This is a genomic window from Kitasatospora sp. NPDC054795 (genome assembly GCF_053611565.1).
Genome location: NZ_JBSHAP010000008.1, coordinates 63,853 through 88,546 on the forward strand (window position 1 = coordinate 63,853; position 24,694 = coordinate 88,546).

At 74.9% G+C, this 24,694-nt stretch carries 22 protein-coding genes; 10 read left to right on the forward strand and 12 right to left on the reverse strand.

Features of this window, described 5'->3' with window-relative positions; all coding sequences use genetic code 11:
* Positions 1 to 44 precede the first annotated feature (44 nt).
* From ACWGJO_RS04785 to ACWGJO_RS04805, 5 genes are all read right to left on the reverse strand, one after another.
* Positions 45 to 719: a phosphonatase-like hydrolase gene (locus tag ACWGJO_RS04785; protein WP_387730833.1), complete on the reverse strand. Its 675-nt coding sequence runs from the start codon at positions 717 to 719 to the stop codon at positions 45 to 47.
* Between the two features lie 11 nt (positions 720 to 730).
* Positions 731 to 1,852, reverse strand: coding sequence for a TIGR03364 family FAD-dependent oxidoreductase (locus ACWGJO_RS04790; protein WP_452182153.1), 1,122 nt, complete (start codon positions 1,850 to 1,852; stop codon positions 731 to 733).
* Between the two features lie 139 nt (positions 1,853 to 1,991).
* The gene (locus tag ACWGJO_RS04795; protein WP_452182155.1) at positions 1,992 to 2,507 is read right to left on the reverse strand and encodes a pyridoxamine 5'-phosphate oxidase family protein; all 516 of its coding nucleotides are present in this window, start codon (positions 2,505 to 2,507) and stop codon (positions 1,992 to 1,994) included.
* Positions 2,508 to 2,707: 200 nt separating this feature from the next.
* Entirely contained in the window at positions 2,708 to 3,370 is a 663-nt protein-coding gene (locus tag ACWGJO_RS04800) for a phosphatase PAP2 family protein (protein ID WP_387685711.1), read from the reverse strand.
* Complete coding sequence (locus tag ACWGJO_RS04805) at positions 3,367 to 4,035, reverse strand: DedA family protein (protein ID WP_452182156.1); 669 nt, start codon at positions 4,033 to 4,035, stop codon at positions 3,367 to 3,369. The genes ACWGJO_RS04800 and ACWGJO_RS04805 overlap by 4 nt, the downstream gene beginning before the upstream one ends.
* 115 nt (positions 4,036 to 4,150) lie before the next feature.
* Here ACWGJO_RS04805 and ACWGJO_RS04810 point away from each other — a divergent pair, with 115 nt between their 5' ends.
* The 3 genes from ACWGJO_RS04810 to ACWGJO_RS04820 all read left to right on the forward strand — a co-directional run bounded on the left by ACWGJO_RS04810 (position 4,151) and on the right by ACWGJO_RS04820 (position 7,454).
* Positions 4,151 to 4,600 (forward strand): BlaI/MecI/CopY family transcriptional regulator, encoded by a 450-nt coding sequence (locus tag ACWGJO_RS04810; RefSeq protein WP_452182157.1) that lies wholly within the window; start codon positions 4,151 to 4,153, stop codon positions 4,598 to 4,600.
* On the forward strand, positions 4,597 to 5,826 hold the full coding sequence (locus tag ACWGJO_RS04815) for a M56 family metallopeptidase (RefSeq protein ID WP_452182158.1): 1,230 nt from the start codon (positions 4,597 to 4,599) through the stop codon (positions 5,824 to 5,826). The genes ACWGJO_RS04810 and ACWGJO_RS04815 overlap by 4 nt, the downstream gene beginning before the upstream one ends.
* Positions 5,827 to 6,020: 194 nt before the next feature.
* Positions 6,021 to 7,454 (forward strand): GAF domain-containing protein, encoded by a 1,434-nt coding sequence (locus ACWGJO_RS04820; RefSeq protein WP_452182159.1) that lies wholly within the window; start codon positions 6,021 to 6,023, stop codon positions 7,452 to 7,454.
* 43 nt (positions 7,455 to 7,497) lie between these two features.
* Here the strand turns inward: ACWGJO_RS04820 and ACWGJO_RS04825 are convergent, their stop codons facing one another.
* The gene (locus tag ACWGJO_RS04825) at positions 7,498 to 7,998 is read right to left on the reverse strand and encodes an SsgA family sporulation/cell division regulator (protein WP_452182160.1); all 501 of its coding nucleotides are present in this window, start codon (positions 7,996 to 7,998) and stop codon (positions 7,498 to 7,500) included.
* A gap of 329 nt (positions 7,999 to 8,327) precedes the next feature.
* Between ACWGJO_RS04825 and ACWGJO_RS04830 the strand changes: the two genes are divergently transcribed.
* From ACWGJO_RS04830 to ACWGJO_RS04845, 4 genes are all read left to right on the forward strand, one after another.
* Complete coding sequence (locus tag ACWGJO_RS04830) at positions 8,328 to 9,689, forward strand: hypothetical protein (protein WP_452182161.1); 1,362 nt, start codon at positions 8,328 to 8,330, stop codon at positions 9,687 to 9,689.
* Between the two features lie 169 nt (positions 9,690 to 9,858).
* Complete coding sequence (locus tag ACWGJO_RS04835; RefSeq protein ID WP_452182191.1) at positions 9,859 to 11,205, forward strand: TerD family protein; 1,347 nt, start codon at positions 9,859 to 9,861, stop codon at positions 11,203 to 11,205.
* Between the two features lie 172 nt (positions 11,206 to 11,377).
* Positions 11,378 to 12,343: an SGNH/GDSL hydrolase family protein gene (locus ACWGJO_RS04840; RefSeq protein ID WP_452182162.1), complete on the forward strand. Its 966-nt coding sequence runs from the start codon at positions 11,378 to 11,380 to the stop codon at positions 12,341 to 12,343.
* A gap of 99 nt (positions 12,344 to 12,442) precedes the next feature.
* Positions 12,443 to 12,931: an N-acetyltransferase family protein gene (locus tag ACWGJO_RS04845; protein WP_452182192.1), complete on the forward strand. Its 489-nt coding sequence runs from the start codon at positions 12,443 to 12,445 to the stop codon at positions 12,929 to 12,931.
* 5 nt (positions 12,932 to 12,936) lie between these two features.
* Here the strand turns inward: ACWGJO_RS04845 and ACWGJO_RS04850 are convergent, their stop codons facing one another.
* Positions 12,937 to 13,629, reverse strand: coding sequence for an RraA family protein (locus ACWGJO_RS04850; protein WP_452182163.1), 693 nt, complete (start codon positions 13,627 to 13,629; stop codon positions 12,937 to 12,939).
* Between the two features lie 147 nt (positions 13,630 to 13,776).
* On the opposite strand from ACWGJO_RS04850, the gene ACWGJO_RS04855 reads away from it, so the two are divergent.
* Positions 13,777 to 14,370: a Uma2 family endonuclease gene (locus ACWGJO_RS04855; RefSeq protein WP_452182164.1), complete on the forward strand. Its 594-nt coding sequence runs from the start codon at positions 13,777 to 13,779 to the stop codon at positions 14,368 to 14,370.
* A gap of 65 nt (positions 14,371 to 14,435) precedes the next feature.
* On the opposite strand, the gene ACWGJO_RS04860 is transcribed toward ACWGJO_RS04855, so the two are convergent.
* Positions 14,436 to 15,365, reverse strand: coding sequence for a proline dehydrogenase family protein (locus ACWGJO_RS04860; protein ID WP_359905370.1), 930 nt, complete (start codon positions 15,363 to 15,365; stop codon positions 14,436 to 14,438).
* Between the two features lie 163 nt (positions 15,366 to 15,528).
* Entirely contained in the window at positions 15,529 to 17,157 is a 1,629-nt protein-coding gene (gene pruA, locus ACWGJO_RS04865) for an L-glutamate gamma-semialdehyde dehydrogenase (RefSeq protein ID WP_452182165.1), read from the reverse strand.
* Positions 17,158 to 17,594: 437 nt separating this feature from the next.
* On the opposite strand from pruA, the gene ACWGJO_RS04870 reads away from it, so the two are divergent.
* The gene (locus ACWGJO_RS04870) at positions 17,595 to 19,238 is read left to right on the forward strand and encodes a PucR family transcriptional regulator (protein ID WP_452182166.1); all 1,644 of its coding nucleotides are present in this window, start codon (positions 17,595 to 17,597) and stop codon (positions 19,236 to 19,238) included.
* Here the strand turns inward: ACWGJO_RS04870 and ACWGJO_RS04875 are convergent.
* Both ACWGJO_RS04875 and ACWGJO_RS04880 read right to left on the reverse strand, forming a co-directional pair.
* Positions 19,226 to 20,716 (reverse strand): alkaline phosphatase PhoX, encoded by a 1,491-nt coding sequence (locus ACWGJO_RS04875; RefSeq protein WP_452182167.1) that lies wholly within the window; start codon positions 20,714 to 20,716, stop codon positions 19,226 to 19,228. The two genes, ACWGJO_RS04870 and ACWGJO_RS04875, sit on opposite strands and share 13 nt — an antisense overlap.
* A gap of 203 nt (positions 20,717 to 20,919) precedes the next feature.
* On the reverse strand, positions 20,920 to 22,302 hold the full coding sequence (locus ACWGJO_RS04880) for a hypothetical protein (RefSeq protein WP_452182168.1): 1,383 nt from the start codon (positions 22,300 to 22,302) through the stop codon (positions 20,920 to 20,922).
* A gap of 136 nt (positions 22,303 to 22,438) precedes the next feature.
* On the opposite strand from ACWGJO_RS04880, the gene ACWGJO_RS04885 reads away from it, so the two are divergent.
* Positions 22,439 to 22,942 carry a VOC family protein gene (locus tag ACWGJO_RS04885; protein ID WP_452182169.1) on the forward strand — a complete coding sequence of 168 codons (504 nt, stop codon included), beginning with the start codon at positions 22,439 to 22,441 and terminating at the stop codon, positions 22,940 to 22,942.
* A 40-nt stretch (positions 22,943 to 22,982) separates the two neighbouring features.
* On the opposite strand, the gene ACWGJO_RS04890 is transcribed toward ACWGJO_RS04885, so the two are convergent.
* On the reverse strand, positions 22,983 to 24,611 hold the full coding sequence (locus ACWGJO_RS04890; protein ID WP_452182170.1) for a hypothetical protein: 1,629 nt from the start codon (positions 24,609 to 24,611) through the stop codon (positions 22,983 to 22,985).
* Between the last annotated feature and the right edge of the window lie 83 nt (positions 24,612 to 24,694).

Genomic DNA, 24,694 nt, shown 5'->3' on the forward strand with positions numbered 1-24,694 from the left:
CGGCCGGGCGCCGCCCCGGGCCGGGCCCGGGGCGGCGTGCCGGATCAGCCCAGCAGGGCGGGCAGTTCGGCGATCGAGCCGAGGACGTGGGTCGCGCCGTCGGCCCGCAGACGGGCCTCGTCGTGGGCACCGGTGAGGACGCCGGCGACGACCGGGGCGCCGGCCCGGGTGCCGGTCAGCATGTCGTAGCCGGTGTCGCCGGCGACCGCGACCTGGTGGACCGAGTCGGTGCCGGTGCGCAGCAGCGCGGTGAGCACCAGGTCGGGGTACGGGCGGCCGCGGCCGGCCTCGGCGGGGCAGAGGGTCAGGTCGGCGACGGACCGCCAGCCCAGGGCGTCCAGGATGCGGTCCTGGGTGGTCCGGGAGAAGCCGGTGGTGAGGACCACCTTGCGGCCCCGGCCGCGCAGTTCGGCGATGGCCTCGGCGGCGCCGGGCAGGGCGGCGCAGTGGCCGGCGTCGACCAGGTCGTCGTAGGCGGTCTCGAAGGCGGCGTTGGCCCGCTGGGCCTTCTCCTCCTCGCCGAACAGGTGCCGGAAGACGGAGATCTTGGACTCGCCCATGGTGGCCCGGACGTGGGCCAGCATCGGGTCGAACTCCGGGCTGCCGGCCTCGACGCCGAGCGACGCGGCGGCCGCGGTGAAGGCCTGCTCGACCAGGCCGTCGTCGGCGACGGTGGTGCCGGCCATGTCGAGCACGACCAGGCGGATATCGGTGGTCACAACAAGGTTCCTTACAGGTTGGCGAGTTCGGCGGTGGTCTCGGCGATGGCGGGTGAGCAGGTCATGCCGCGGCCACCGGGGCCGGTGACCAGCCAGACGCCGTCGCGCACGCGCTCGCGGTGGACGACCCGGGTGGTGTCGACGCACTGGGCGTACACCCCGGCCCAGCGGCGGCGGATCCGCGGCATCGGGCGGCCGAGCAGTTCCTCGACCACGCCGGCCAGGTGGTCGTACGGGTCCTCGACGACGTCGAAGCCGAACGGCTGGTCGTACTCGTGGGTGTCGCCGATGGTCAGGCCGCCGTCGCTGCGCTGGACCATCAGCAGCTGCATCCTGTGCTCGGCGGCGACCGGCGGCTGCGGCTGGGTCTCGCGCAGCCGGTCCAGGGCGGTGCCGGCGAAGGCCGGGTAGTAGCGGAAGCTGTCGCCGTCGGCGACGGAGGTGGTCAGGGTCTCGCCGAGCGGGTCGGTCTGCATCATCTGGAGGCGGACCCGGCGGACCGGCAGGGCGGGGGCGAGTTCGCGGACCAGGCCGCCGAGCCAGGCGCCGGTGCAGAGGATCACCAGGTCGCCGGTGTGGACGTCGCCGTGGTCGTCGCGGACGGCGTTCTCGCCGACCACCTCGCGCACCTCGCGCCCGGGCAGGAAGGTGTACCGGCCGGTGGACTCCAGGTGGCCGCGCAGCGCGCGCTGGGCGGTGCGGGGCTCGACGGCGGCGTCGCGCTCGCACCACAGGGCGCCGAGCAGCTTGCCGCGCAGGGCCGGGTTGACGGCGCGGGTCTCGTCCGGGTCGAGCAGCCGGTAGCCGCGGGCGGCGGCGTCCGGCAGGTTCAGGGCCTGCTCGGCGACGGCCAGTTCGGCCTCGGTGCGGATCGCGGTGAGCGACCCGTTCGCCCGGAAGCCGAGGTCCGGGACGCGGGCGCCGATGGACTCCCACAGTTCGCGGGCCCGCAGCGCGGTGTCCAGTTCCTCGCCCTGCGCCCGGCCGCTGACCCAGACCAGGCCGAAGTTGCGCACGGAGGCGCCACGGGCCTCGGTCTCGCGCTCCAGGTGGACGACCTCGTGGCCGCGCTCGACGGCCTGCCAGGCGTGCATGCTGCCGAGCGCGCCTGCTCCTACGACGATGACTCTCATGCGTCCAGGCTGATGCGCCCGGGTGTCCGAGGGGCGTCGGACTGCCGTCCCGGAGATGAACCACCTGGGAAGTTGTACAGACAACCCGACGACCACCCGGCGGCCGTGGCCGCCGGGCCCGCCCCGGCGACCGAGGCGGCTACGACCGCACCACCCGCGCCCGCAGGTAGTTGCGCCGGCCGAAGTTCGGCTCGTCCACCGCTGTCAGCTCCTCCACCTGGAACCGGTACAGCGCCGCCGCCCCGCCGCCGGTCAGGAACTGCCGCCGGGCCTCCTCGTCCCGCGCGAAGGCCGGATAGCGCCCCTGGTAGGCGGCCAGCGCCGCCTCGGCCTGCCGCCCCCAGGCCTCGCCCGCGCCGCCGGTCAGCTGGAGGCCGCGCAGCTGCTCGCCGAAGGCCGGCGGCGGCAGGAAGACGGTGGCGGCGGCCCGGGCCTCCTCGGCCAGGTGGTGGCTGTGCCGGGTGGAGCGCTCGCTGACGAAGTAGAGGACGAGGTCGTCGTCGTACGCGAAGAAGGCCAGGTTGGCGTGCGGGCCGTGCTCGTGCCCCGCGGTGGCGAGGGTGAGCACCATGGCCTCGGCCAGCAGCCCCTCGACGCCCTTGTGCAGCAGGTCCCCCGGCCAGTCCCCCTGCGTGATGTCGAGTCGGTACGGCATTCGGCACTCCCTCCGCTGGCACGCCCGGCGCCCCGCGCGCCCGAGCACGACTGAGCCGGGCGGGCGCCCCCCGGAGGAGGCCCCACGCCCGGCTCACATGCTCCACCCGTCGTCCGAAACCGGACAAGGGGCGGGCGGCCCGGGAAACGGCGTCCGAGCGCGCAGCGGCGTCGGAGTGCCCGGCGGTGTCGGCGGCGGGGTCAGCGCCCCTGCGTCGCGTAGCCGCGGTCGACCGGGGGCAGCGCGCCCGGCCCGAGCAGCGGCCGCAGCGCACCCGCCCGCATCCGGTCCACCAGCGGTCCGCAGCGCCCGGCGAGCGGCGCCAGCACCACCGCGACCAGCAGCCCGACCAGTGCTCCCACCGCCACGTCGTGCGGGTAGTGCACGCCGACCCAGACCCGGGAGGCGGCCATCAGCGCCGCGAACAGGCCGGCCACCCAGCCGAGCCGCCGGTCGACGAACCAGAGCGCGGCCGCGGCGGCGAAGGCGATCACCGAGTGGTTGCTCGGGAAGGACCAGTCCCCGGTGCCCGGGCAGGTCTCCAGCGCGACGCTGCCGGGGATCTGGGCGCACGGCCGGAGTTCCTCGACCGCGCCCTTGAACACCGAGTTGACGCCGTACGCGACGACCACGATCACCGGCGAGGCGAGCACCCTGGCCATCACGGCCGAGTCCGCGCCGCGCGCCCGCCACCACGCGAGGAGCATGAAGACCGCGAACAGCCCGAGGCCGAGCGCCGACCAGACCTTGATCAGCTCGTCCAGCCAGTGCGGGGCCGACTGCGCCCAGCCGTTGACCCGGCTGTACAGGCCGCCGTCGATTCCGCTGCCGTCGTACACGGCGAGCGCCCGGGATGGCGTCACATGTCACCTCCGTGACGTCGCGCCTTACGGGCGCGGAACAGTTCGAGAACAATGGGGAGCACGGAGACAACTACTACCAGACCGATGATGGGCAGCAGATATCGGTCGATGCTGGGGACGGACGAGCCGAGCCCGTACCCGGCGAGCACCACGCCGACCGTCCAGACCACGCCTCCGAGCACCTGCCAGAGGGTGAACGAGCGGACCGGCACGTCGAGTACGCCGCAGAGCGGATTCAGCACCGTACGGACCACCGGGATGAACCGGGCGAGCACGATCGCCTTGCCGTGCCCGTACTTGGTCAGCAGCTCCTCGGCCCGCGCCGCGCCCTCCAGCAGGCTCTTGCGCCGGGTCCGGGCCAGCAGCGCCCGGCCGCCGCGGCGGCCGATCAGGTAGCCGACCTGGGCTCCGACGAGCGCGCCGACCAGGGCGGCGGGCAGCACCTGCCACAGGTGCAGCTGCGGGCCCTCGGTGGCGCCGGGGACGCAGAGCAGTCCGGCGGTGAACAGCAGCGAGTCACCGGGCAGGAAGAAGCCCACCAGCAGGCCGGTCTCGGCGAACAGCACCGCGGCGATGCCGAGCGCCCCGAAGGCGGCGAGCAGTGAGGACGCGTCCAGCGGGTTCACCGCGAGGTGAACGGCCGGATCGGCGAGGAACTGGAGCAAGGCCGACGGACCTCCCGTACGTTGGGGGGCGGTTCGCATCGGAACCCGCCCGGACCGTCTACAGTTGCGTAGACGGTCTACATGACTGTAGACGAAACTTGGAGGAAGCGCCGCCATGCCCGACGTACCGTCCGCCCGCCGGCCCGCCGGGGAGCTGGAGGCCGAGGTGCTGGCCGCCCTCTGGTCCGCCCGGCAGCCGATGACGCCGCAGGACGTCCAGGCCGCGCTCGGCGGGGACCTCGCCCGCACCACCATCGCGACGATCCTCGGCCGACTGTTCGACAAGGGAACGGTCGTGCGCACCCGGGCCGGCCGGGCCTACGCCTACACCCCGACCGTCCAGGACACCGCGGGGCTCGCCGCCCGCCGGATGCACACCGAACTCGGCCGCGAGGCCGACCGCTCCACCGTGCTGGCCCGCTTCGTCTCCGACCTCTCCGCCGAGGACGAGCAACTGCTGCGCGCACTGCTCGGCGACGGCGCCCCGGGCACGGAGGCGACCGGGGGCGGCGCCGCGGGCCCGTACACCCCGGGCCGGGGCACCCCGGGAGCGGCCGGCCGATGATGCTCGCCGTCTGGGTCCCGCTGCTGCTGCCCTTCCTCGCCGCCCCGCTGGCCCGCCGCCTCGCCGAGGCGCTGCCGCCGCGGGCCGCCGCCTGGATGCTGGCCGCGACCGCCGCCGTGCTGGCCGGCGGCACGCTCTGCTCGCTCGGCCTGCTCGCCGCCGACGGGCTGCTCCAGCTCCCGCCCGTCGCCGCCCTCGGCCACCTCTCGCTGCCCTGGCTCACCGCGGCCTCGCCCGACGCGCCGTTCGCGGCCGCGCTCGCCGCCCTGGCGCTCCTCGCGCTCGGCGCACTGGCGGCGCGCACCGTCCACCGGCGGCAGCGGGAGCTGCGCACCGCCCGGGCCGCGCTCCCGGCCCACGACCACCCCGGCCGACCCACCGACGGCGCCGGCGACACCGACCGCACCGACCGCACCGACCGCCACCGGACGGACCGGACGGACCCGGCCGGCGCCCACCGGCCGGGCCGCACCCCCTCCCCTGCCCAGCATTCGGACATGCGCCCCCCGCGCGCCTCGGTGCGCCGGTCACGCCCCTCGGCGTGGCCGCCCGCGCTCACCCGGCTCGCCGCCCGCCTGCGGCCGGTCGCCCTCCTGCGGCCCGCCGCGCTGTTCCGGCCCGCCGACCACCCGCTCACCGTGCTGGACGACGACTGCGCCGACGCCTTCGCCCTGCCCGGCCGCCTGGGCCGCCCCGGCCGACCGGGCGAGCCCGGCCGGATCGTGGTCACCTCCGGCATGCTGCGCGTCCTCGACGGCCCCGAGCGCTCCGCCCTGCTCGCCCACGAACGGGCCCACCTGACCTCCCGCCACCACCTCTTCCTGGCCCTCGCCGAGCACGCCGCCGACGTCCATCCGGCGCTGCGCCCGCTGCGCGCACCCCTCGGGTACCACCTGGAGCGCTGGGCCGACGAGGTCGCGGCGGCCCGGGTCGGCGACCGCGCCGTGACCGCCCGCGCGGTCGGCCGGGCGGCCCTGGCCGCGAGCCGTTCCCCCTGGCCGGCCCGCCCCCGGACGGTCGCCACCGCCCACTCCGGCCCGGTCCCGCGCCGGGTCGCCGCGCTGCTCCGGCCCCGTCCGGCCCCCGCCCCGGGCACCTGGCTGCGGGCCGCCGCCGTGGCCCTGGCCGCCTGCCTGGCGCTGAGCACCGGCGCCGCCCTGGAGGCCACCGCCGACCTGCACCACACCGTGGAGGCGGCCCAGCATGGCTCCGGCGCCCAGCGCTGACCGCCGGCCGTGCCAGCCGGGGGTCGGGCCCCGCACCCCGGCGGGCACGGCCGGGCCCTGGGCCGGACCCGCGTTCCGTACCGCCCGGTATGCCGACTTGCCCGACCCCGTCCCCAGCGGCCCACCGCACCCGTACGCTTTCGTCAGCGCGTCGGCCCCGACGCGTCCTCGAACGGCGGCGAGGAGCGAAGCGAGTGCGGCAGACCGGACGGCAGTCCCGACGACCAGAGCGCCGCACCCCGCCGTCCGCGACGGAGCTGGCCAAGGTCCACGACCGCACCCTCGCCGACGCCGCCGCCCGGGAACTGTCCACCCCCGCCCGCGCCGAGGAGACCGGCGGCCCCGGCCTGCTCGAACCCCGGCCCGAGATCGGCGACTCCTGGGCCCGGCTGCGCCGCCTCGGCCTCGACCCCGACACCGGCGCCGCCGCCGTCCTGCTGGGCCCCGGCGAAATCGAACAGCGACGCCGCACCAGCGGACTCGATACCGTCCTGCCGGTGCTGCGCGAGACCCTGGTGGAGACGGGCGGCACGGCCCCGCTGCTGCTGGCCGTCGCCGACGCCGAGGGCCACGTGCTCTGGCAGGAGGGCGAACGCGGCCTGCGCCGCAGCGCCGACCGGATCGGATTCATCACCGGCGCCCGCTGGATCGAGGAGAGCGTCGGCACCAACGGCATCGCGGTCGCGCTGCGCGCCCGGCGCCCGATGCACGTCCACTCTGCCGAGCACTACCTGCGCAGCCACCACTCCTGGACCTGCGTGGCCGCACCGGTGCGCGACCCCGGCACCGGGCAGCTGGTCGGCGCCATCAACCTGAGCGGCCCGGCGCACAGCATCCGCCCGTACCTGCTCCAGCTCACCGCGACGGCCGCCCGGCTGGCCGAGACCGAGCTGCGCGCCCACCGGCTGGAGGCGCTGCACCAGCTGCGCACCCTGGCCGCCCCGCTGCTCGCCCGGGTCGGCGGCCCGGCGCTGGTGGTGGACGCGGCCGGCTGGACCGCCGCCGCGGCCGGGCTGCCGCCGCCCAGCCGGCTGCGGGTGCCCAGCGAGGGCTGGACCCCGGCCGCCGTGCACTGGGTGCCGGGCCTCGGCGAGTGCGCGCTGGAGCCGCTCGCCGACGGCTGGCTGGTGCGCCCGGTCCGGCCGCCCGGGGAGAACGGCTCGGGCACGGTGACCGCCGAACAGGCCGAGGGCGCCCACCTCCGGCTGGACCTGCGCCGCCCGGACCGCCCCGGGCTGTCCGTCCGGGGCGCGGCCGACAGCTGGTCGCACCCGCTCAGCCCGCGCCACGCCGAACTGCTGCTCCTGCTCGCCACCGGACGCGAGGGCAGCACGGCCGCCCAGCTCGCCGACGCGCTGTTCGGCGACCCGGGCCGGACGGTGACGGTGCGCGCGGAGCTCTCCCGGCTGCGCCGCTACCTGGGCGGGCTGCTGGCCCACCGGCCGTACCGGATCGCCGAGTCGGTGCTGGTCACCGTGGACGGGCCGGACGACCCGTACGACCTGCTGCCCTCCTCCTCGGCCCCGGCCGTGCGGCGGCTGCGGGCCGCGCTGGCCGCGGGGACGGCCCGGCTGCCCGGTGCTCCGCCTCTGCCGCCGCGCGTCGCCGCGCCGACGGAGCGTCGCTGACGCTCCGACCCCGGCCGGGCGGAGCGGATCCGGCGTCCCGTCGTCAGCCGTTCGCCAGCAGCGCGGCCAGCTCGGCGTCGGTGGGACCGCAGTGGCGCTCCTGGTGCTCGGAGACCAGCGCGTAGGTGCGGTCCAGCCAGGCCTGCACCCGGGGCTTGGAGGCCTCCAGCAGTGCGCTGCCGTGCGGGGATTCGAGCGCCAGGTGCAGCGTCGCGCCGTGACACGGGCAGTACGCCGGCCACAGTTTGACGTCGCCCTGGCCGCTCAGCGCGCGCAGCCCGTCGCGCAGCAGTTCGCGTGAGAACACCCAGTCGGCCTCGTCCGGCCGCCCCAGATGGAAGGTCAGCAGGACCTCGTACGGGCGCGCGGCGACGAACCGGAACCGGGTGCGCACCTCGCCGACCACCTCCTCGCCCAGCGAGATCCGCAGGATCAGCACCTCCTCCACCGCCGCCGGAGCGGCGGTGGAGCCGTCCCCATCGCCGCCCGTGGGGGTGGCGGCGAGGGGTGCACTTGAGGCTGCGGACAGCGGGTCGGGCGGCATGACGGTCTCTCCGGGACGGCGTGGGATGACCTCAGCCTGCGTCACGCCCGGCGCCCCGGGCAAGGGTTGCAAGGGGGTTGCAATAACCCCCGTCCGGGGCGGCCGCTCCTTACTCGCCCTTGTCAGACGGACCGTCAACTTCCGTGTGCTGAAAGGGCGTCCACGAAATGGACGGGGGCCGACCGGGAGGTGATCACCCACTGGTACGCTCTGCCCTCTCCCCGGGCGGGCCCGCGCGGAACCGGCCCGCGACGGCCGGATCCGGACCCGGCGGCGACGCGTGGGAGAATACGGCGACGCGACGGCGGCTTCGGGGAGGGAGGGGTCCGGTGGCTGTGCGCGAGGACACCGCGCGGGACGTGCACCACGAGCCCGCACGGCAGGGTCGGCACGGGCGGCCGCGCCCGTTCGGCGGCCTGTTCCGGCTGCCCACCCTGCGCCTGTCCGGTGCCGCGATGGCGATGTCCACCGTGGTCGGCATCAGCATCGCCACCACCCTGCTGCTCAACGAACAGCAGGGCATCGGCCGCCGGGCCGGCGTCGCCCGGGTCGGCTCCACCCCGCCGCCCACGCCGGGCGCCACCGACCAGGCCGAGGCGGCCTCGGAGCAGACCCCGACCGACGGCCTGTCGTCCGCCCCCGCCGCCGGCCGCCCCGCCACGGGCCACCCCTCGACGGCCCCCTCCTCGCACCTCTCGGCACGCCCGTCGGGACCCGCGCCGGTCGCCGCCACCCCGCCCGCGTCCCGCACGGCGGGCCCGGGCACGCCCCAGACCGGCGGCCAGGCCTCGGCCGGGCAGGACGCACCGGCCCGCGGCACCCAGCTCACCGGTACCGGGGCCGATGCCCCGGCCGGCCCCTCGCCCTCCCCTTCCGTCCCGGCCCCGCCCTGGAACGCCCAGCAGCCCGGCTACGACCCCTCCGCCCCCGGCCAGGGACCGAACATCCCCGGGCTGCGACCGACCGTGCCCGGCCGCCCGGCGCCGCCGCCCGCCGCGTCCCTCCCGGACGTCGGCGCCGCGGGCGCCCCGGGGAAGGACGCGCCCACCGCGCCCACCGGCCCCGTCAAGGGCGCCGACCCCGTCAAGGGCGCCGACCCCGTCGAGGGCGCCGGCCCCGGAAGCGCCCCGGACACCGACCACGCGCTGTCCGGCGCCGCCCTGCTCTCCCCGCTCGGCCGGGACGGCCTGCGCCACCGGCTCGCCCTCGCGGTGGCCGAGCCGGTCACCGCGTTCCAGGCCGAGTTCCGGCTCGCCCCGGGCGAGTCGGCACCCGGCGCCGGCGCCGCCTGGACCGACCTGCCGGGCGCCGTGGTCACCGCCCAGCAGGAGCGCGGCACCCTCGTCTACCGCTTCACCACCCCGCCCGGCACCGACGTCCGGCCCGGCCACTACACCTTCGGCGTCCGCGGTGCCCGTCCGGCCGCGGAGCCGTCCGCCGCGGCGCGCAAGGCGGCCCCGGCGGAGAGCTGGAGCGTCTCCGCCTTCGCCCTCGACCACCCCCGCGCGGTCGCCGCGCTCGGGGGCTTCGGCCCGGCGCAGCCGCTGCCCGCCGAGCCGTGCGCGCCCCGCGCCCGGGCCGCCTCGCCGCTCCCCGAACCGGCCGAAGGCCCGGTCCTGGCAACGGCCCCCGCACCGGCCCCCTCCCCGGGCTCCGCACCGTCCACCGCCCCGGCCACCGCGGCTCGCTGACCTGCCGACGGCCGGGTGTAACGGTCGTTCGACGATCCACGGTCGGCCGTTCCGGACGGGCACATCCCCGAACCTCGTTCGTTACTGTGGGCAGCACCCCGGCCCGGCGCCCCGACGGCCCCGGCCGGGCCGCCGTTCCGCACCCGAGGAGGAGTCCGTGTCCACCGTCCTGACCCAAGGCGGCAACGCACCGCTGACCGCCGCGCGAGTGAGCGTCGAGGTCACCGCGCCCAAGGCGCTGGACGTCTCCGGCCTGCTGCTGACCGATGCCGGAAAGGTCCGCTCGGACGACGACTTCGTCTTCTTCAACGCCCCGAACGGCCCCGGCGTCAGCCACCGCCCGGCCACCGCCGGCACCCCCGACGCGATCACCGTCGACACCCGGGCCGTCCCGGCCGGCATCACCAAGATCGTGGTCACCGCGAGCCCCGCCGACCAGGTCTCCACCTTCGCCGGGATGGAGCCCACCGCCACCGTCCGCGACGCCGACACCGGCGAGGTGCTGGTCACCTTCACCCCGCCCCGGCTGGGCCTGGAGACCGCGCTCATCGTGGTCGAGGTCTACCTGCGGGGCGGCGCCTGGAAGGTGCGCGCCGTCGGCCAGGGCTACGCCGACGGCCTCGCGGGCATCGCCACCGACTTCGGCGTCAGCGTCGAGGACTCCCCGGCCCCCGCCTCCTCCGCCCCGGTCCCGGCCCCTGCCGCCCAGGCCCCCGCCGCGCCGGTCGCGCCGGTCGCGCCGCCGGCCCCGGTGGACCGCACCGTCCAGCTCCCGGCTCCGCCGGCCGCCCCGCCCGCACCGGCCGGGCCCCCGACCGCCACCCCGGTAGGCACCCCGGTCGACCCGCGGATCGCCCTCGCCACCGGCCAGACCGCCGTCCCGGCCCCGCCCGCGGCTCCCCCGGCCCCCGCCGCGTCCGCGGCCCCGGCCGCCCCCGCCAAGATCACCCTGGACAAGGGCCGGGTCAACCTGGTCAAGGGCAGCTCGGTCTCCCTGGTCAAGAACGGCCGCCCGTTCCTCTCCTCCGTCCGGATGGCCCTCGGCTGGAAGTCCGCCGGCCGCGGCCGTGACATCGACCTGGACGCCTCCTGCCTCGCCTTCGACGCCCGGCACAAGCGGCTGGAGACGGCCTGGTTCATGAAGCTGAGCATCTTCAACGGCGCGATCTCCCACTCCGGCGACAACCTGGTCGGCGGCGAGGGCGGCGACGACGAGGCGATCACCGTCCACCTGGAGGGCCTGCCGGCGGAGGTCCACGGGCTGGTCTTCGTCGTGAACTCCTTCTCCGGCCAGAAGTTCACCGACGTGCGCGACGCCTACTGCCGTCTGCTGGACGCCCGGACGGAGGAGGAGCTGGTCCGCTTCGACCTCACCAACTCCGAGCCCCACACCGGTGTGATGATGTGCAAGCTGGTCCGCCGTCCGGGCGGCGAGTGGGAGATGACGGCACTCGGCGAGTACGTCGACGGCAAGACCGCGCGGGCGATGACCGAGCCCGCCGCCGCGGCGCTGTAGCCGCGCACCGCCGCCGGTCCCGCGAAGCCACGACACCACGCGACGACCTCCCGACGTCACGTCCGCGCCCGTGAATTCACCCCCTTGAGGCATCAAGTCGCCACCACGGCGACTCGATTGACTCTCAGGGGGGTGAATCCGCTCTCTCCCCCGCACCCCGAGGAGGAGAGCCGTGCCACACTTCCTGTCCCGCCTCGCCGTCGCCGGCACCGCCACCGTGCTCGCCGCCGGACTGATCACCCCGACCACCGCCCAGGCCGCCGCCCGGCCCGGCGACCGCGCCGCCGCACTGCGGTGGACGGCCCTCGGCGACTCCTACACCGCCGGGGTCATCGTGGCCACCGGCGACGAGACCGAACCGCGCGACGGCTGCGCCCGCACCGTCGACTCCTATCCCGAGATCCTCCGCCGCGACCTCGGCTCCCTGGTCGCCTTGCGCAACGTCAGCTGCAGCGGCGCCACCACCGGCAGCGTCGACACCGGCGCGCAGTCCCCGCTCGGCCGGCCGCTCCCGCCGCTCGGCACCGACCCCAACGGCCCCTACCCGTCCGTCCCGCCGCAGATCGACGCCGTCGACCCGGCCACCGACCTGGTCACCGTCGGGATCGGCGGCAACGACCTCGGCTTCGCCGAGATCCTCAAGAGCTGCATCGAACTCGGCGCCGTCCAGCTCGGCCGGGGCACGCCCTGCAAGAACAAGTTCGACGCGAGCCTGCCCGACCGCCTGAACCGGCTGCGCGGCGACTACTCCCGGATGCTGACCGCGCTGCACGCCAAGGCCCCGTCCGCCAGGGTCCTCACCGTCGGCTACCCGCACCTCGTCCCCGAGGACGCCGCCCTCTGCCAGTACGGCAACCCCCTGCAGTTCGGCACCTTCACCACCGGCGACCTCGCCTGGGCCCGCACCGCGCTCCTGGAGCCGCTCAACGCGCTCATCGCCCAGGACACCGCCGCCCGCGGCGACACTTTCGTGAACCTCTACCCCGCCAGCGCCGGCCACAGCGTCTGCGACGCCGACCACTGGCTGGACGGCGTGCTGACCAGCGTCATCCCCCTCGAATACGCCGTGGTGCACCCCAACGCCCTCGGCCAGGCCCACACCGCCGCCCTGATCGAGGACGCCCTCCTCAACGGCTGACCCGCCCCGCGACGCCCCCTCGAAGACCGGCCCGACGGGCGGGACCGCCGAAAACCGGTGGCCCGCCCGCCTGTCGGGGATCATCCTGGTCCGATGCCCATCGACATCCGCGAGGCCACCCCCGAGGACTGGCCCGCCATCTGGCCGTTCTTCCACGCCGTCGTCTCCGCCGGCGAGACCTTCCCCTACCCCCTGGACATGCCCTCCGAGCTGGGCCGCGAGTGGTGGATGCTCGCCGCCCCGAACCGCACGGTGGTCGCGGTGGACGAGGACGGACGGGTCCTCGGCACCGCCAACATGAACCGCAACCGCCCCGGCAACGGCTCGCACGTGGCCAGCGCCAGCTACATGGTCGACCCGGCCCACCACGGCGAGGGGATCGGGCGGGCCCTGGTCGAGTACACCCTCGACTGGGCCCGCCGGGCCGGCTTCCGCGCCATGCAGTACAACGCGGTGGTCGCCAGCAACCACCACGCCGTGAAGCTCTACCGATCGCTCGGCTTCGAGATCGTCGGCACCGTCCCCGAGGCCTTCCTCCACCCGGTGGACGGCTACGTCGGCCTGCACGTCATGCACCGGCCGCTGTAACCGTCCTACTCCTCGATCGCCCCGCCGACCCGCCGCAGGTGCTGCCGGAAGCTGTACGCCGGGTCCGCGGCGCGGCGCCGCAGGTACTCGTCGAAGGCGGTCTGCCGCCGCAGCGTGTCCCCGGCCGCGATCCGCCCGGCCTGCGCGCGCTCGGTCCGGGCGATCGCGCCGGCCGTCTCCAGCACCTCGGCGACCCGGTCGGCGGGCACGAACAGCACCCCGTCCGCGTCGGCGAACACCACGTCCTCGGCGCTCACCGGGTGCGGGCCGAACTTCGCCGACAGCAGCGCCTCCGGCTCCCGGCCGTCCAGCCGCACCGGGCCGAGCGGCAGCGCCCCGTAGCTGAAGACCGGCAGCCCGATCTCCAGCAGCTCGGGCGTGTCCCGGTGCAGCCCCCACACCACGATCCCGGCCACCCCGGCGGCCCGCGCCTCCAGCACCGCGAGGTCCCCGATGCAGGCCTCGTCGGTCCGCCCGCCGTTGTCGACCACCAGCACGTCCCCGTCCCGGGCCGCGCCGTACGCCTCCAGGAACACGTCCACGCTCCCGTAGTGCCGCACCGGCAGCACCCGCCCCGCCACCCGGGCCCCGGCCACCACCGCCCCCACCCCCACCGGCGCCACCCGCGGCTCCACCCCGAGCCGCACACAGGCGTCCGCCACCAACGGCGTGGACAGCTCCGCGAAAGCCTTCAGCATCGCCAACTCCTCTCACCGACAGCCCAGTTCACCAGCACGGATCCTATGCCAGGCTCCAAACTCACACCATCGAGTGAAACTCCGCCGTCTACGGCACAGCCCGGTCGAGCCGCCAATAGCGTGACCACCCTCTGAAGGAGGGGCATCATGAGTGCTGTGGCGCATGAGCAACCGATCTCGGGCTCCCCGACGCAGGCCGACATCCTGCTGGAGAGCTTCCTGAGCCTGCACTCCCCCGAAGGCTTCCGAGCCGAGCTCATCGAGGGAGAGATCATCGTGGCACCACCGCCGGACGGCGATCACGAGGACTGCATCGACCTTCTCATCGACCAGGTGAAGGCCAAGTCCAAGGTCCACATGCAGGTGTCCGGTGGCAAAGGTCTCCGGCTTGTCAGCGGTGGTCTCTGTCCGAAGAACCACGTCATCCCTGATGCGACGTTCGCGCCGCGGGAACTTCGCCTCTTCCGCGGTGCCCCGCCCTGGATGGAGCCCGACGGCGTCGCCATGGTCGCCGAGGTCACATCGAGCAAGCCCGACCTCGACCGCATCACCAAGCGGCACTGTTACGCCAGGGCCGGCATCCCGCTCTACCTGCTGGTCGACCGCGAGAAGTCGCAAGTGAGCCTTTTCGGCAAGCCCCACCGCGAGGAGTACACCGAGGTACATCTCGCCACATTTGGTGAACCGCTCATGGTCCCAGCCCCGTTCGACTTCGAGTTGGACACCAAGGACCTCCTCTAGCGCCGCGAACACGCGACGGCCCGCACCCCCCGTCAGGGGTGCGGGCCGTGGCCTGGGGCGCCGGGTCAGCCGCGGGTGGCCATGGCGCGCAGGAAGAAGGTCAGGTTGGCCGGGCGCTCCGCGAGGCGGCGCATGAAGTAGCCGTACCACTCCTGGCCGTACGGGAGGTACACGCGCATCGTGTTGCCCTCGCCGGCGAGGCGCAGCTGCTCCTCGGGGCGGATGCCGAACAGCATCTGGTACTCGAAGGAGTCCCGCTTGCGGCCGTTCCACTGGGCCAGCTGGCCGGCGATCTTGATCATGTTGGGGTCGTGCGAGGCGATCATCGGGTAGCCCTCGCCCGCCATCAGGACCTTCAGGGCGCGGACGTACGCGAGGTCGACCTCGTGCTTGCCCTGGAAGGCGACCGACTCGGGCTCCTTGTAGGCGCCCTTGCACAGGCGCACGCGGGAGCCCTCGCCCGAGAAGTCGCGGCAGTCGGCCTCGGTGCGGCGCAGGTAGGCCTGGAGCACGACGCCCAGCCAGGGGAAGTCCGCCCGCAGCTCGCGCGCGATGGCGAGGGTGGAGTCGGTGGTGGTGTGGTCCTCCATGTCGAGGGTCACCGTGGTGCCGGCGTCGGCGGCGGCCTCGCAGATGCGGCGGGCGTTCTCCAGCGCGATCTTCTCGCCGTCCACCGGGAGGAACTGGCCGACGGCCGACAGCTTGACCGACACCTCGGCCCCGGCCGCGAGGCCGGTGTCCTTGAGGGCCTTGAGCAGGTGCTCGTAGGCCTCGGCGGTGCCGGCGGCCTGGGCGGCGTCCTGGGTGTCCTCGCCGAGGTGGTCCAGGGTGACCTTGCGGCCGGTGGCGATCAGGTCGTCCGTGGCGGTGACGGCGTCGTCGAGGACGTCGCCGGCGACGAAGCGCTCGACTATCGCGTGGGTCGGCGGGAACTTCTCGACCACGGTGCGGACCTGCGGGGACCGGGAGGCCGCGAGAAGGGCGGAACGGAGCATCGTGACTCCTGGAGCTGGTGTTTCCAAGGGTGGCAGAAGGGCCGGGGCGGCGGTACGGGGGTGGGCCCCGCCGCCCCGGCGGGCGGCGCCCGGCTGCGGGACCGGGCGTCGCGGGTGACCGGTGGCTACTGGACGAGCCGTACGATCGGCGGCACGGGGCTGGTCAGCCCATGTGCGGGTAGCGGTAGTCCGTCGGCGGGACGAAGGTCTCCTTGACCGAGCGGGTGGAGGTCCAGCGCGCCAGGTTCTGCTTGGCGCCCGCCTTGTCGTTGGTGCCCGAGGCCCGGCCGCCGCCGAAGGGCTGCTGGCCGACGACGGCGCCGGTCGGCTTGTCGTTGATGTAGAAGTTGCCGGCCGCGAAGCGCAGCTTGTTCATCGCGTCCTGGGCCGCGGCGCGGTCCTGGGAGATGATCGAGCCGGTCAGGCCGTACGGGGACACCGACTCCATCTGGGCCAGCATCTCCTCGTACTTCTCGTCCTCGTAGACGTGCACGGCCAGGATCGGGCCGAAGTACTCGTCCTTGAAGTACTCGCTCGCCGGGTCCTGGCAGACCAGGACGGTCGGGCGCACGAAGTAGCCCACCGAGTCGTCGTAGGTGCCGCCGGCGAGGACCTCGACCTGCGGGTCGGCCTGGGCGCGGTCGATGGCCGCCTTGTTCTTGGCGAAGGAGCGGTCGTCGATGACGGCCGACATGAAGTTGCTCAGGTCGCTGACGTCACCCATGGTGAGGCCCTCGACCTCGGCGGCGAACTCGTCCTTGAGGCCGGCCCAGATCGACGCCGGGACGTAGGCCCGCGACAGCGCCGAGCACTTCTGGCCCTGGAACTCGAAGGCGCCGCGGGTCATCGCGGTCTTCAGGACCTTGGGGTCGGCGGACGGGTGGGCGACCAGGAAGTCCTTGCCGCCGGTCTCGCCGACGATCCGCGGGTAGGTGCGGTAGCCGGAGATGTTGTTGCCGACCTCGCGCCACAGGTGCTGGAAGGTGGCGGTGGAGCCGGTGAAGTGGATGCCGGCCAGCGCCGGGTGCTTGAGCGCGACCTCGGAGACGGCCAGGCCGTCGCCGGTGACCATGTTGATGACGCCCTTGGGCAGGCCGGCCTCCTCCAGCAGCTGCATCAGCAGGTGCGCGGAGAACTGCTGGGTCGGGGAGGGCTTCCACAGCACCACGTTGCCCATCAGCGCGGGCGCGGTCGGCAGGTTGCCGGCGATCGCGGTGAAGTTGAACGGGGTGATCGCGTAGACGAAGCCCTCCAGCGGGCGGTGGTCGCTGCGGTTCCACACGCCGTCCGAGGAGATCGGCTGCTCGGCCAGGATCTGGCGGGCGAAGTGCACGTTGAAGCGCAGGAAGTCGACCAGCTCGCAGGGGGTGTCGATCTCGGCCTGCTGGGCGGTCTTGGACTGGCCGAGCATGGTGGCGGCGGCCAGGGTCTCGCGCCAGGGGCCGGCCAGCAGGTCGGCGGCCCTGAGGAAGATCGCGGCGCGCGAGTCGAAGGAGAGCGCCTGCCAGGCCGGGGCAGCGGCCAGGGCAGTGTCGATGGCGTCCTGCGCGTCGGCCTGGGTGGCGTTGCGCAGGGTGCCGAGCCGAGCCGCGTGGTTGTGCGGCTGGACGACGTGGATCTCGGTGCCGCCGCCCATCCGGCGCTCACCGTTGATCGTCATGGTCAGCTGGACCGGCTCCTGGCCGCCCAGCTCCTTCAGCTTGGCCTCCAGGCGAGCCCGTTCCGGGCTCCCGGGGGCGTAGCTGTGGACCGGCTCGTTCACCGGCGCGGGGACCTGGGTCACAGCGTCCATAGAGCGCACGCTCTCCTTCGTTCAGTGCGGGGGGACTGCCGGCGCGGGTTGCACGCCGACCACGGCACGAACGCTATTCCTGGCTACCGGGCCACTTGATTGGCCGCGCGGCTAAATTCCCCCGTACGGCGTTGTCCGGCCCGACGAACCTGGTCACGCCGCGGTCACGAACCGTCCCCTCCCACCCCATGGTTCACACCTCCGTGCACCACCGGCTCACGCTCCTGGCCCCGGCCACCGGCTCGCACTCCGGCGCTCGGACTCCGAACGGCGCTCGGCCGCCCAATGGAGCGCGGACGCCGAAGGGAGCGCGGACGGCGCAGTCGGTGCGCCGGCGGGGTCACGGACGGCCTTCCGCCCGACGACAGCCCCGAACGCTGTCCGCCCGGCTAAAATCGACCGCGAAACGTTGTCCGGGCGGATGAAGGAGGACCGGCGTGACCACCTCCGGCCTGCCGCTCCGTCAACTCCTGATGTCCCTCGGCGAACCGCTGGTCGAACTGCAGGCCGCCCCGCAGGGCCTGGACGTCGCGGTGCGCGACGTCGCCATCCTCGACCCGGAGGACCCGCCGACCGCCGCCCCCGGCGAACTCGTCCTCGCGATCGGCGCCCGCGGCCGGGCCGCCCTGCCCGCCCTGCGCGCGGCCGGCCGGGCCGGGGCCGCCGCCGTCGCGGTCAAGCTGGACGGCCCCGGCCAGGCCGACGCGCTGCGCGAGGCCGCCACCGACGCGGGCGTCGCCCTGCTCTCGGTGCGCCGCGAGACCCGCTGGGAGCACCTCGACTCGCTCGCCCGGGCGATCATCGCCGGCCCGGACGCCCCGGACGCCCCCGGCTCCCCCGAACCCAACGCCGGCGACCTCTTCTCCCTCGCCCAGACCGTCGCCGTGCTCACCAACGGCATCGTCTCGATCGAGGACACCTCCAGCCGGGTGCTGGCCTACTCCCGCTCCTCCGACTCCGACGAGGTCGACGACCTGCGCCGGCTGTCCATCCTCGGCTGGCAGGGCCCGGAGCCGTACCTCTCCAAGCTCCGCGAGTGGGGCATCTTCCAGCACCTGCGCAGCTCGGACGCCCCGATCGCGGTCGAGCCGCACCCCGAGCTGGGCCTGCGCCGCCGCCTGGCGGTCGGCATCCGGGCCGGGGCGCAGCCGCTCGGCACCATCTGGGTGCAGGAGGGCGCCCAGCCGCTGGCCCCGCTGGCCGAGCAGTCCCTGGTCGGCGCCGCCCGGGTGGCGGCCGCCCAGCTGGTGCGCCGCCGCCGGGAGCTGTCCGCCGACGTCCGGCTCACCCGGACCCTGCTCACCGGCCTGCTGGAGGGCTCCACCGGCCCCCAGTCGCTCGCCACTCACCTCGGCCTGGACCTGCGCCGGCCGGCCACCGTGCTGGCCTACAGCGCGCGCACCACGGACGCGCTGCACCGCTCCGACGTCACCGGCCTGATCTCGGTGCACACTGCGGCCCGGCACCGCACCGCGCTGCTGGCCCCGATCGAGTCCCGGGTGTACGTGCTGCTGCCCGAGCTGCCGCCCGGCCTGCCGATGACCACCGTGCGCGACTGGGCCTGCGAGGTGGTGACGGCCGCCCGCGAGCACCTGGGCGTCCCGCTGCGCGCCGCGATCGGCTCGACCGTCGACGGCCTGGCCCAGGTGCCCGACTCCCGCGCGCAGGCGGACCGGATCCTGGACGCGATGGGCCGCGGCGGGGTGGACCTCGACGTCGCGGCGCTGATCGACGTCCAGGCGGAGGTGCTGGTCAGCGAGATGCTGGCGCTGCTCCAGGAACGCTCCGGCCTGCGCGACCCGCGGCTGACCGCGCTCACCGCGTACGACCGCCGGCACGGCACCCGGCTCGCCGAGTCGGTGCTGGCCTGGCTGGACGCGCTCGGCGAGGTCCGGGTGGCCGCGGACGCCCTGCACATCCACCCCAACACCCTGCGCTACCGGGTCCGCCGGGCCGAGCAGCTGACCGGCATCGACCTCGCCCAGCCGCAGCAGCGCCTGCTGGCCATGCTGCAACTGCGACTGCCCGCGGACGAGTGGTCCGCGGGCAGCCCTTCACGCTCGGAGGGTCACTCGCCGTAGCCCTGGCCGCGCTTGTGCTCGTTCAGCCGGCGCCACGGGCCGCTGATGGCCAGCTGGATGCCCGGGGTCTGGATGTTGGCGAAGAGGGTCTTGCCGTCGTCCGAGAAGGTCACCCCGGTGAACTCGCTGAACTCGGGCTTCTCGGCGGTGCCGATGTTCAGCTCGTTGCGGGCGATCGGGAAGACAAGGCCCTCCTCGGTGGCGCCGAACAGGTGCGAGACGCCCTCGCCGTCCTCGCAGATCACGATGCCGCCGTACGGCGAGACGGTGATGTTGTCCGGGCCGTCGAAGTTGTCGTGGTCGCCCCAGACGTCGGTGTTGACGCCCAGCAGGACCTTCAGGGTGATGGTGCGGCGGGCCGGGTTGTAGAACCAGACCTGGCCGTCGTGCTGGAGCGGGCTCTCCGAGCGGGCGAAGCTGGAGACGAAGTAGAAGCCGCCGTCACCCCACCACATGCCCTCCAGCTTCCGGGCGCGGGTGACCTCGCCGTCCTTGAACTGCTTGCGCACCGAGACGGTCCTGGCGTCACGGTCCGCGACCTTGACCCAGTCCACGCCGTAGGTGGTGCCGACCGCGGTGGCGCGGGAGAGGTCGTCGACGAACTTGCCCTGCGCGTCGAAGACCTTGAAGGCCTCCAGCACACCGGCGTCGGCGGCCAGCTGACGCAGCTTGTAGCGGCCGTGCTTGAAGCCGGCCGGCGGGGTCCAGCGGAACAGCAGGCCGTTCGGGTTCGAGGCGTCCTCGGTCAGGTAGACCTGGCCGCGCTTGGGGTCCACCACGACGGCCTCGTGGGCGTAGCGGCCGAAGGCCTTGACCGGCTGCGGGTCGCGGTTGTAGTCGTCGTCGAACGGGTCGACCTCGAAGATGTAGCCGTGGTCCTTGGTGAAGCCGTTCTTGCCGGCCTTGTCCTCGGTCTCCTCGCCGGACAGCCAGGTGCCCCACGGGGTCACGCCGCCGGCGCAGTTGGTGGCGGTGCCCGCGATGCCGACCCACTGCTCGACCGAGCCGTCCCGCTTGGCGTGCACGATGGTGCAGCCGCCGGCCGCGCCCGGGTCGTAGACGTGGCCCTCGGTCAGCGGCACCGGGTGCGGCCAGTTGGCGCGGGCGCCGGCCAGCTCGTGGTTGACGACCATGTAGTTGCCGCCGCGCTCGTCCTCGAAGGCGGAGGTGCCGTCGTGGTTGCTCGGGGTGAACTCGCCGGTGCGCAGCTTGGTGACCCCGGCCCGGTTGAGGACCTTGTACGAGAAGCCCTTCGGCAGGGACAGCAGGCCGCCCGGGTCCTGGACCAGCGGGCCGTAGCCGACGGCGGTGCCGGCGGCCGAGTTGGTCCCGGCGGCCGCGGCGACCGGGGCCTCGCCGCCGACCGGGGCGGCGATCGCGCCCGGGGCGCTGGCCAGCGCCTCGGCGCTGCCGGCGATCAGCACGCCGGCCCCGACGAGGGTGGAACGGTTGACGAAGTCCCGGCGGGACAGCGACATGGCAGCAACTCCTGAGGATGAGCGGGGGCGTCGGTGCGGGATGCCGACGCCCAGCAGGCTCCGCCGGACGGATGAACCCGGTATGACGTCCACCTCACGCCCAGGCGGCCATTTGCCGACCGATGACCTTCACATGACCTCGGCTTTACGCCGGCACCCGTCGGAGAGGCGCTCCGTCGGACGCCGCGCGGGCCGACGGCCCGTCAGTGCCGCGCCGCCCGCCACTGCTCCCAGGCCGCCAGCCACAGCTGCTCGGACAGCCGCTGCTCCTCCCACACGCCCGCCCCGCCGCCGCCCGGCCGCTCCCGCCACAGCTGCGCCCAGGCCCGCTGCGCCGGCAGGCTCGCCACCTCGCTCGCGAACACCGTGTACCGGACCACCTCCTCGACGGCGGCCTCGCCCTCCGCCGTGCCGACCAGCCAATGCGTCTGCTGGGACAGCCGGTCGAGGTGGTTCACCATCGAGGTCACCGCCGCCGCGGCCTCCTCCCGGGTCTCGGTGGCCAGCCGCATCTGCTGGCGCACCGCCGTCTCCCAGCGCACCGCGCCGATGTCCCCGCGCAGCCCGCGCGGCAGCCGCGGCGTGCGCCCGACCCGCACCTGCGCCTCGATCGCGGCGGACTCGGCGACGGTCTGAGCGATCAACGCCCGGTGCGCCTCCATCCCGACGGCGGGCGGCAGTTCGCGCTCCTCGACCGGCACGTGGCGGGCCCGTCGGGCGGCCAGGTCGCGCAGCAGTCCGGTGCGTCCGCGCAGGCAGCGCTCGAAGTCGCCGATCGAGCCGAGCTCCACCGCGCCGGGGGCCACCCCGCGCCCGCAGACCGTCACGGTCAGCCCGCCGACCCGCAGTCGCCCGGCCCACACCGCCTCCGGCCCGGGCACCGCAGGGGCGCCGGGCTCCGGCACCGGCCGGTCCTCGTGCACCTCCACCGCGCAGGGCTCGCCGTCCACCGTGATCCACGCGCGCAACGCCCGTACCCGGCCCGGCCCGTCGCCCTCGTCGATGCCCAACTGCTCGTAGACCCGGTCCCGTTCGTCCTCGACCAGGTCCTCCAGCTCGGGCAGCCGCTCGCCCCGATCGGCGCCCGGCCGGTAGGTGCGCACGGTGACGTACGGGCCGGCCGCCGAGCGCCAGTCACCGCACTGGACCTCGACCCAGCGCAGCTCGCCGCCGGAGGTCTCGAAGGCGGACAGCGCCTCACCGTCCGGCGCGTCATCGTCGGCCCCGTCACCGGCCGCCGGTCCACCGGTCCGCACGTCCCCGGCCACCGTTCGACCGGCGACCACGCCGTACACCGGGAAGTCGGCCGCCGCCAGGGTCCGGCGGGAGAACGCCTCCTGATCGGCGAAGGGGTCGACGGGCCGGCCGGCGGTCCGGTCCACGGGCGGTTCGGCCGCCCGGCCCGACGGCCGGTCGGTGGGCTGCTCCGCGCTCCGGTCCGCGCTCCGGTCCGCGCCGCGCTCCGCGGGCCGACCGGCGAAACGGTCCTCCCGGACCGGCCGGTCCGAGGCCGGTACGGACCCCGAGGGCCCGGTGTTCCGCTTCTGGTGCCTGCCGCCGTTCTCCCGCATCATCCTGTGCCGCACCCCCGATTCCTCGCACCCGCACCGCTGACGCCACCTTACGTGCCCGCAGCTGCCGGGTCATCAGCTCCGCCTCCGGACGGGGGCGGTGGCCGTGTCAGGACGCCCGGTTGTCAGCGGCCCTCCCTAACCTGGCGGCATGACAGCACAGAACGAGGCAGCACCGAACGGGGCGGCGCACGACGGCGCCGCCCAGGACCGGACCCGGCCGGGCGCCTTCCCCGCCCGGATCAGCATCGTCACCCTCGGGGTGACCGACCTCGACCGCAGCGCCCGCTTCTACGAGGCGCTCGGCTGGAAGCGCTCCGCCGCCTCCAGCCCGGAGATCGTCTGGTTCCGCACCGCCGACTCGGCGCTCGGGCTCTTCCCCACCGAGGAGCTGGCCGCCGACGCGGGCCTGCCCCCCGCCGGCGAGCCCTCCTTCCGCGGCGTCACCCTCGCGGTGAACCTGGAGTCCCCCGCGCTGGTGGACGCCGCGCTGCGGACGGCGGTGGAGGCCGGCGCCGTGGTGGTCAAGCCGCCGGTCCCGACCGACTGGGGCGGCTACTCCGGCTACTTCGAGGACCCGGACGGCCACCTCTGGGAGCTGGCCCACAACCCGTTCTTCCCCTTCACCGAGGACGGCTCGCTGGACCTTCCGTGACCCGGGCCCGGCTCGGCGCACTCCGTGAAGGCCGGGAGGCTCAGCTCCTGGAGCGCGCCTTGAAGGCGGCCTTGCGCGCCTCCTTGGCCAGCGCCCGGTCCGGGTGCAGCTCCCCGATCGCCTCCAGGACGTCCGCCGTGTACGGGTGGTCGACCCGCCACAGCTCGCCGAACCACCCGGCCGGATCGCCGTTCACCGGCAGGTCGGTGATCAGTTCGCGGAGCAGCTCGGCGTCCCCGCCGTTGTCCAGCAGCTGGGCGGCGAAGGTGTCGACCACCGTCCACAGCGCCATCGCCCGGTCCGGCACCGGCACGTCCGTCGCGCCCTGCGCGGCCAGCCAGGCGCGCGCCGCGCCACCCAGCTCCGGGTCGTCCATGGCCTCCCGGACGGCCGGCTCCGCGTCCGGCCCGAGCAGGTTGAGCGCCGAGACGCAGAGCATCCGGCGCAGCGGGCCGTAGCCGTCGGTGCCGCGCGCCGCCGCGAGCAGCTCGCGCGCCGCCGCCACCGGCTCCCGGTCGGCGGTCCACACCCGCAGCTCCTCCTCCGGCAGCACGTTGGCGGACTCGCACACCCCGCGCAGCAGCTCGGCCGCGTTCCCCCGGGCCAGGTCGCCGACCAGCGGGGCGTCGTAGCCGTCCTCCAGCAGCCACTGCCGGATGCCGTACTGGCCGAGCGGGGTGAGCCGGACCAGCCCGAAGCGGGCCGACTCCTCCTCGTCCAGCGGCTCCTCGCCGACCGCGGCGGGCTCCTCGCCGTCCTCCTCGTCGAACAGCTCGGGGTCGATCGGGCGGTAGTCCAGCAGGCCGAGCTCGGCGAGGTCGCCCAGCATCGGGTCCAGCGCGACCATCACGTCCGTGATGTCGCCGAGCAGCTCCTCGCTGGGCTCCTCGCCCTCCGGGACGACCAGCAGCGCGGCCAGCACGCCCAGCGGCACGGTCTCGTTGCCCGGCTCGGCGAAGGCGGTGGTCTCGTAGAGCACCTGCAGGGCCTCGTCCAGCAGCTCGGCGGCCTCGTCGCGGGCCTCCTCGACCTCGGAGAGCCCGTCCTCGTCCTCCTCCTCGTCCGCGCCGTCCCCGGCCGGTTCCGCCCCGCCCTCGGCCCCCTCCGGGACGGAGTCCGCCTCGACGGCCAGCTCCCGGACGATCCCGGCGGCGGTCAGCCACAGCTCCAGGACGGTCTCCGGGTCGCCCTGCTCGGCGGGTTCCAGGTCCGGGCCCGGGACGGCGACGTGCTCGCCGTCCGCGGTCGTGCCGAGCTCCACCAGGTCCAGGTCGCAGGCCAGCGACCAGGCCCGCAGTGCCTCGACCTCGGCCTCCTCGGGCACCTCGCCCTCGGCCGGGGCCAGGCCCAGCAGCCGGGCCGCGGGTGCCCGGTCCGCCTCGACCAGGTCGCCGAACTCGTCCACTTCCCGGTGCGGGGCGGCCCAGCGGGCCAGCGCCAGCGCATACCCGAACATCGGTACGGCCTTCGCCTGCTCGGCCAGCTCCCGCTCGGCGGGCAGCTTCACCGGCGGGACCAGGACGGCCGCGTCGTCCAGATCCTCGTCGTCCAGCCCGTGTGCGGCGAAGGCCCCGTAGAGGTCCTGGAGCTCCAGGTCCGCGGGCAGCACCGCCTCGGCCGTGCCCTCCCCCGCCGAAGCCCCGGTGTTCTTGCGACGTCGTCCGGCCATCGTTGTGCGCTCTCCCTCAGCCAGCGGTCAGCCCAACAGCGCCGCGTACCGATCCATCACCTCAGCGTATAGGCCGGGCACCC

Bases quoted from the DNA above. Each gene is read 5' to 3' on its own strand.
- ACWGJO_RS04810 (WP_452182157.1), top strand. From the start codon at position 4,151: ATGCCCGACGTACCGTCCGCCCGCCGGCCCGCCGGGGAGCTGGAGGCC.
- ACWGJO_RS04885 (WP_452182169.1), top strand. From the start codon at position 22,439: ATGACAGCACAGAACGAGGCAGCACCGAACGGGGCGGCGCACGACGGC.
- ACWGJO_RS04890 (WP_452182170.1), bottom strand. From the start codon at position 24,611: ATGGCCGGACGACGTCGCAAGAACACCGGGGCTTCGGCGGGGGAGGGC.
- ACWGJO_RS04855 (WP_452182164.1), top strand. From the start codon at position 13,777: ATGAGTGCTGTGGCGCATGAGCAACCGATCTCGGGCTCCCCGACGCAG.
- ACWGJO_RS04795 (WP_452182155.1), bottom strand. From the start codon at position 2,507: ATGCCGTACCGACTCGACATCACGCAGGGGGACTGGCCGGGGGACCTG.
- ACWGJO_RS04825 (WP_452182160.1), bottom strand. From the start codon at position 7,998: ATGCCGCCCGACCCGCTGTCCGCAGCCTCAAGTGCACCCCTCGCCGCC.
- ACWGJO_RS04790 (WP_452182153.1), bottom strand. From the start codon at position 1,852: ATGAGAGTCATCGTCGTAGGAGCAGGCGCGCTCGGCAGCATGCACGCC.
- ACWGJO_RS04875 (WP_452182167.1), bottom strand. From the start codon at position 20,716: ATGTCGCTGTCCCGCCGGGACTTCGTCAACCGTTCCACCCTCGTCGGG.
- ACWGJO_RS04860 (WP_359905370.1), bottom strand. From the start codon at position 15,365: ATGCTCCGTTCCGCCCTTCTCGCGGCCTCCCGGTCCCCGCAGGTCCGC.
- pruA (WP_452182165.1), bottom strand. From the start codon at position 17,157: ATGGACGCTGTGACCCAGGTCCCCGCGCCGGTGAACGAGCCGGTCCAC.
- ACWGJO_RS04815 (WP_452182158.1), top strand. From the start codon at position 4,597: ATGATGCTCGCCGTCTGGGTCCCGCTGCTGCTGCCCTTCCTCGCCGCC.
- ACWGJO_RS04850 (WP_452182163.1), bottom strand. From the start codon at position 13,629: ATGCTGAAGGCTTTCGCGGAGCTGTCCACGCCGTTGGTGGCGGACGCC.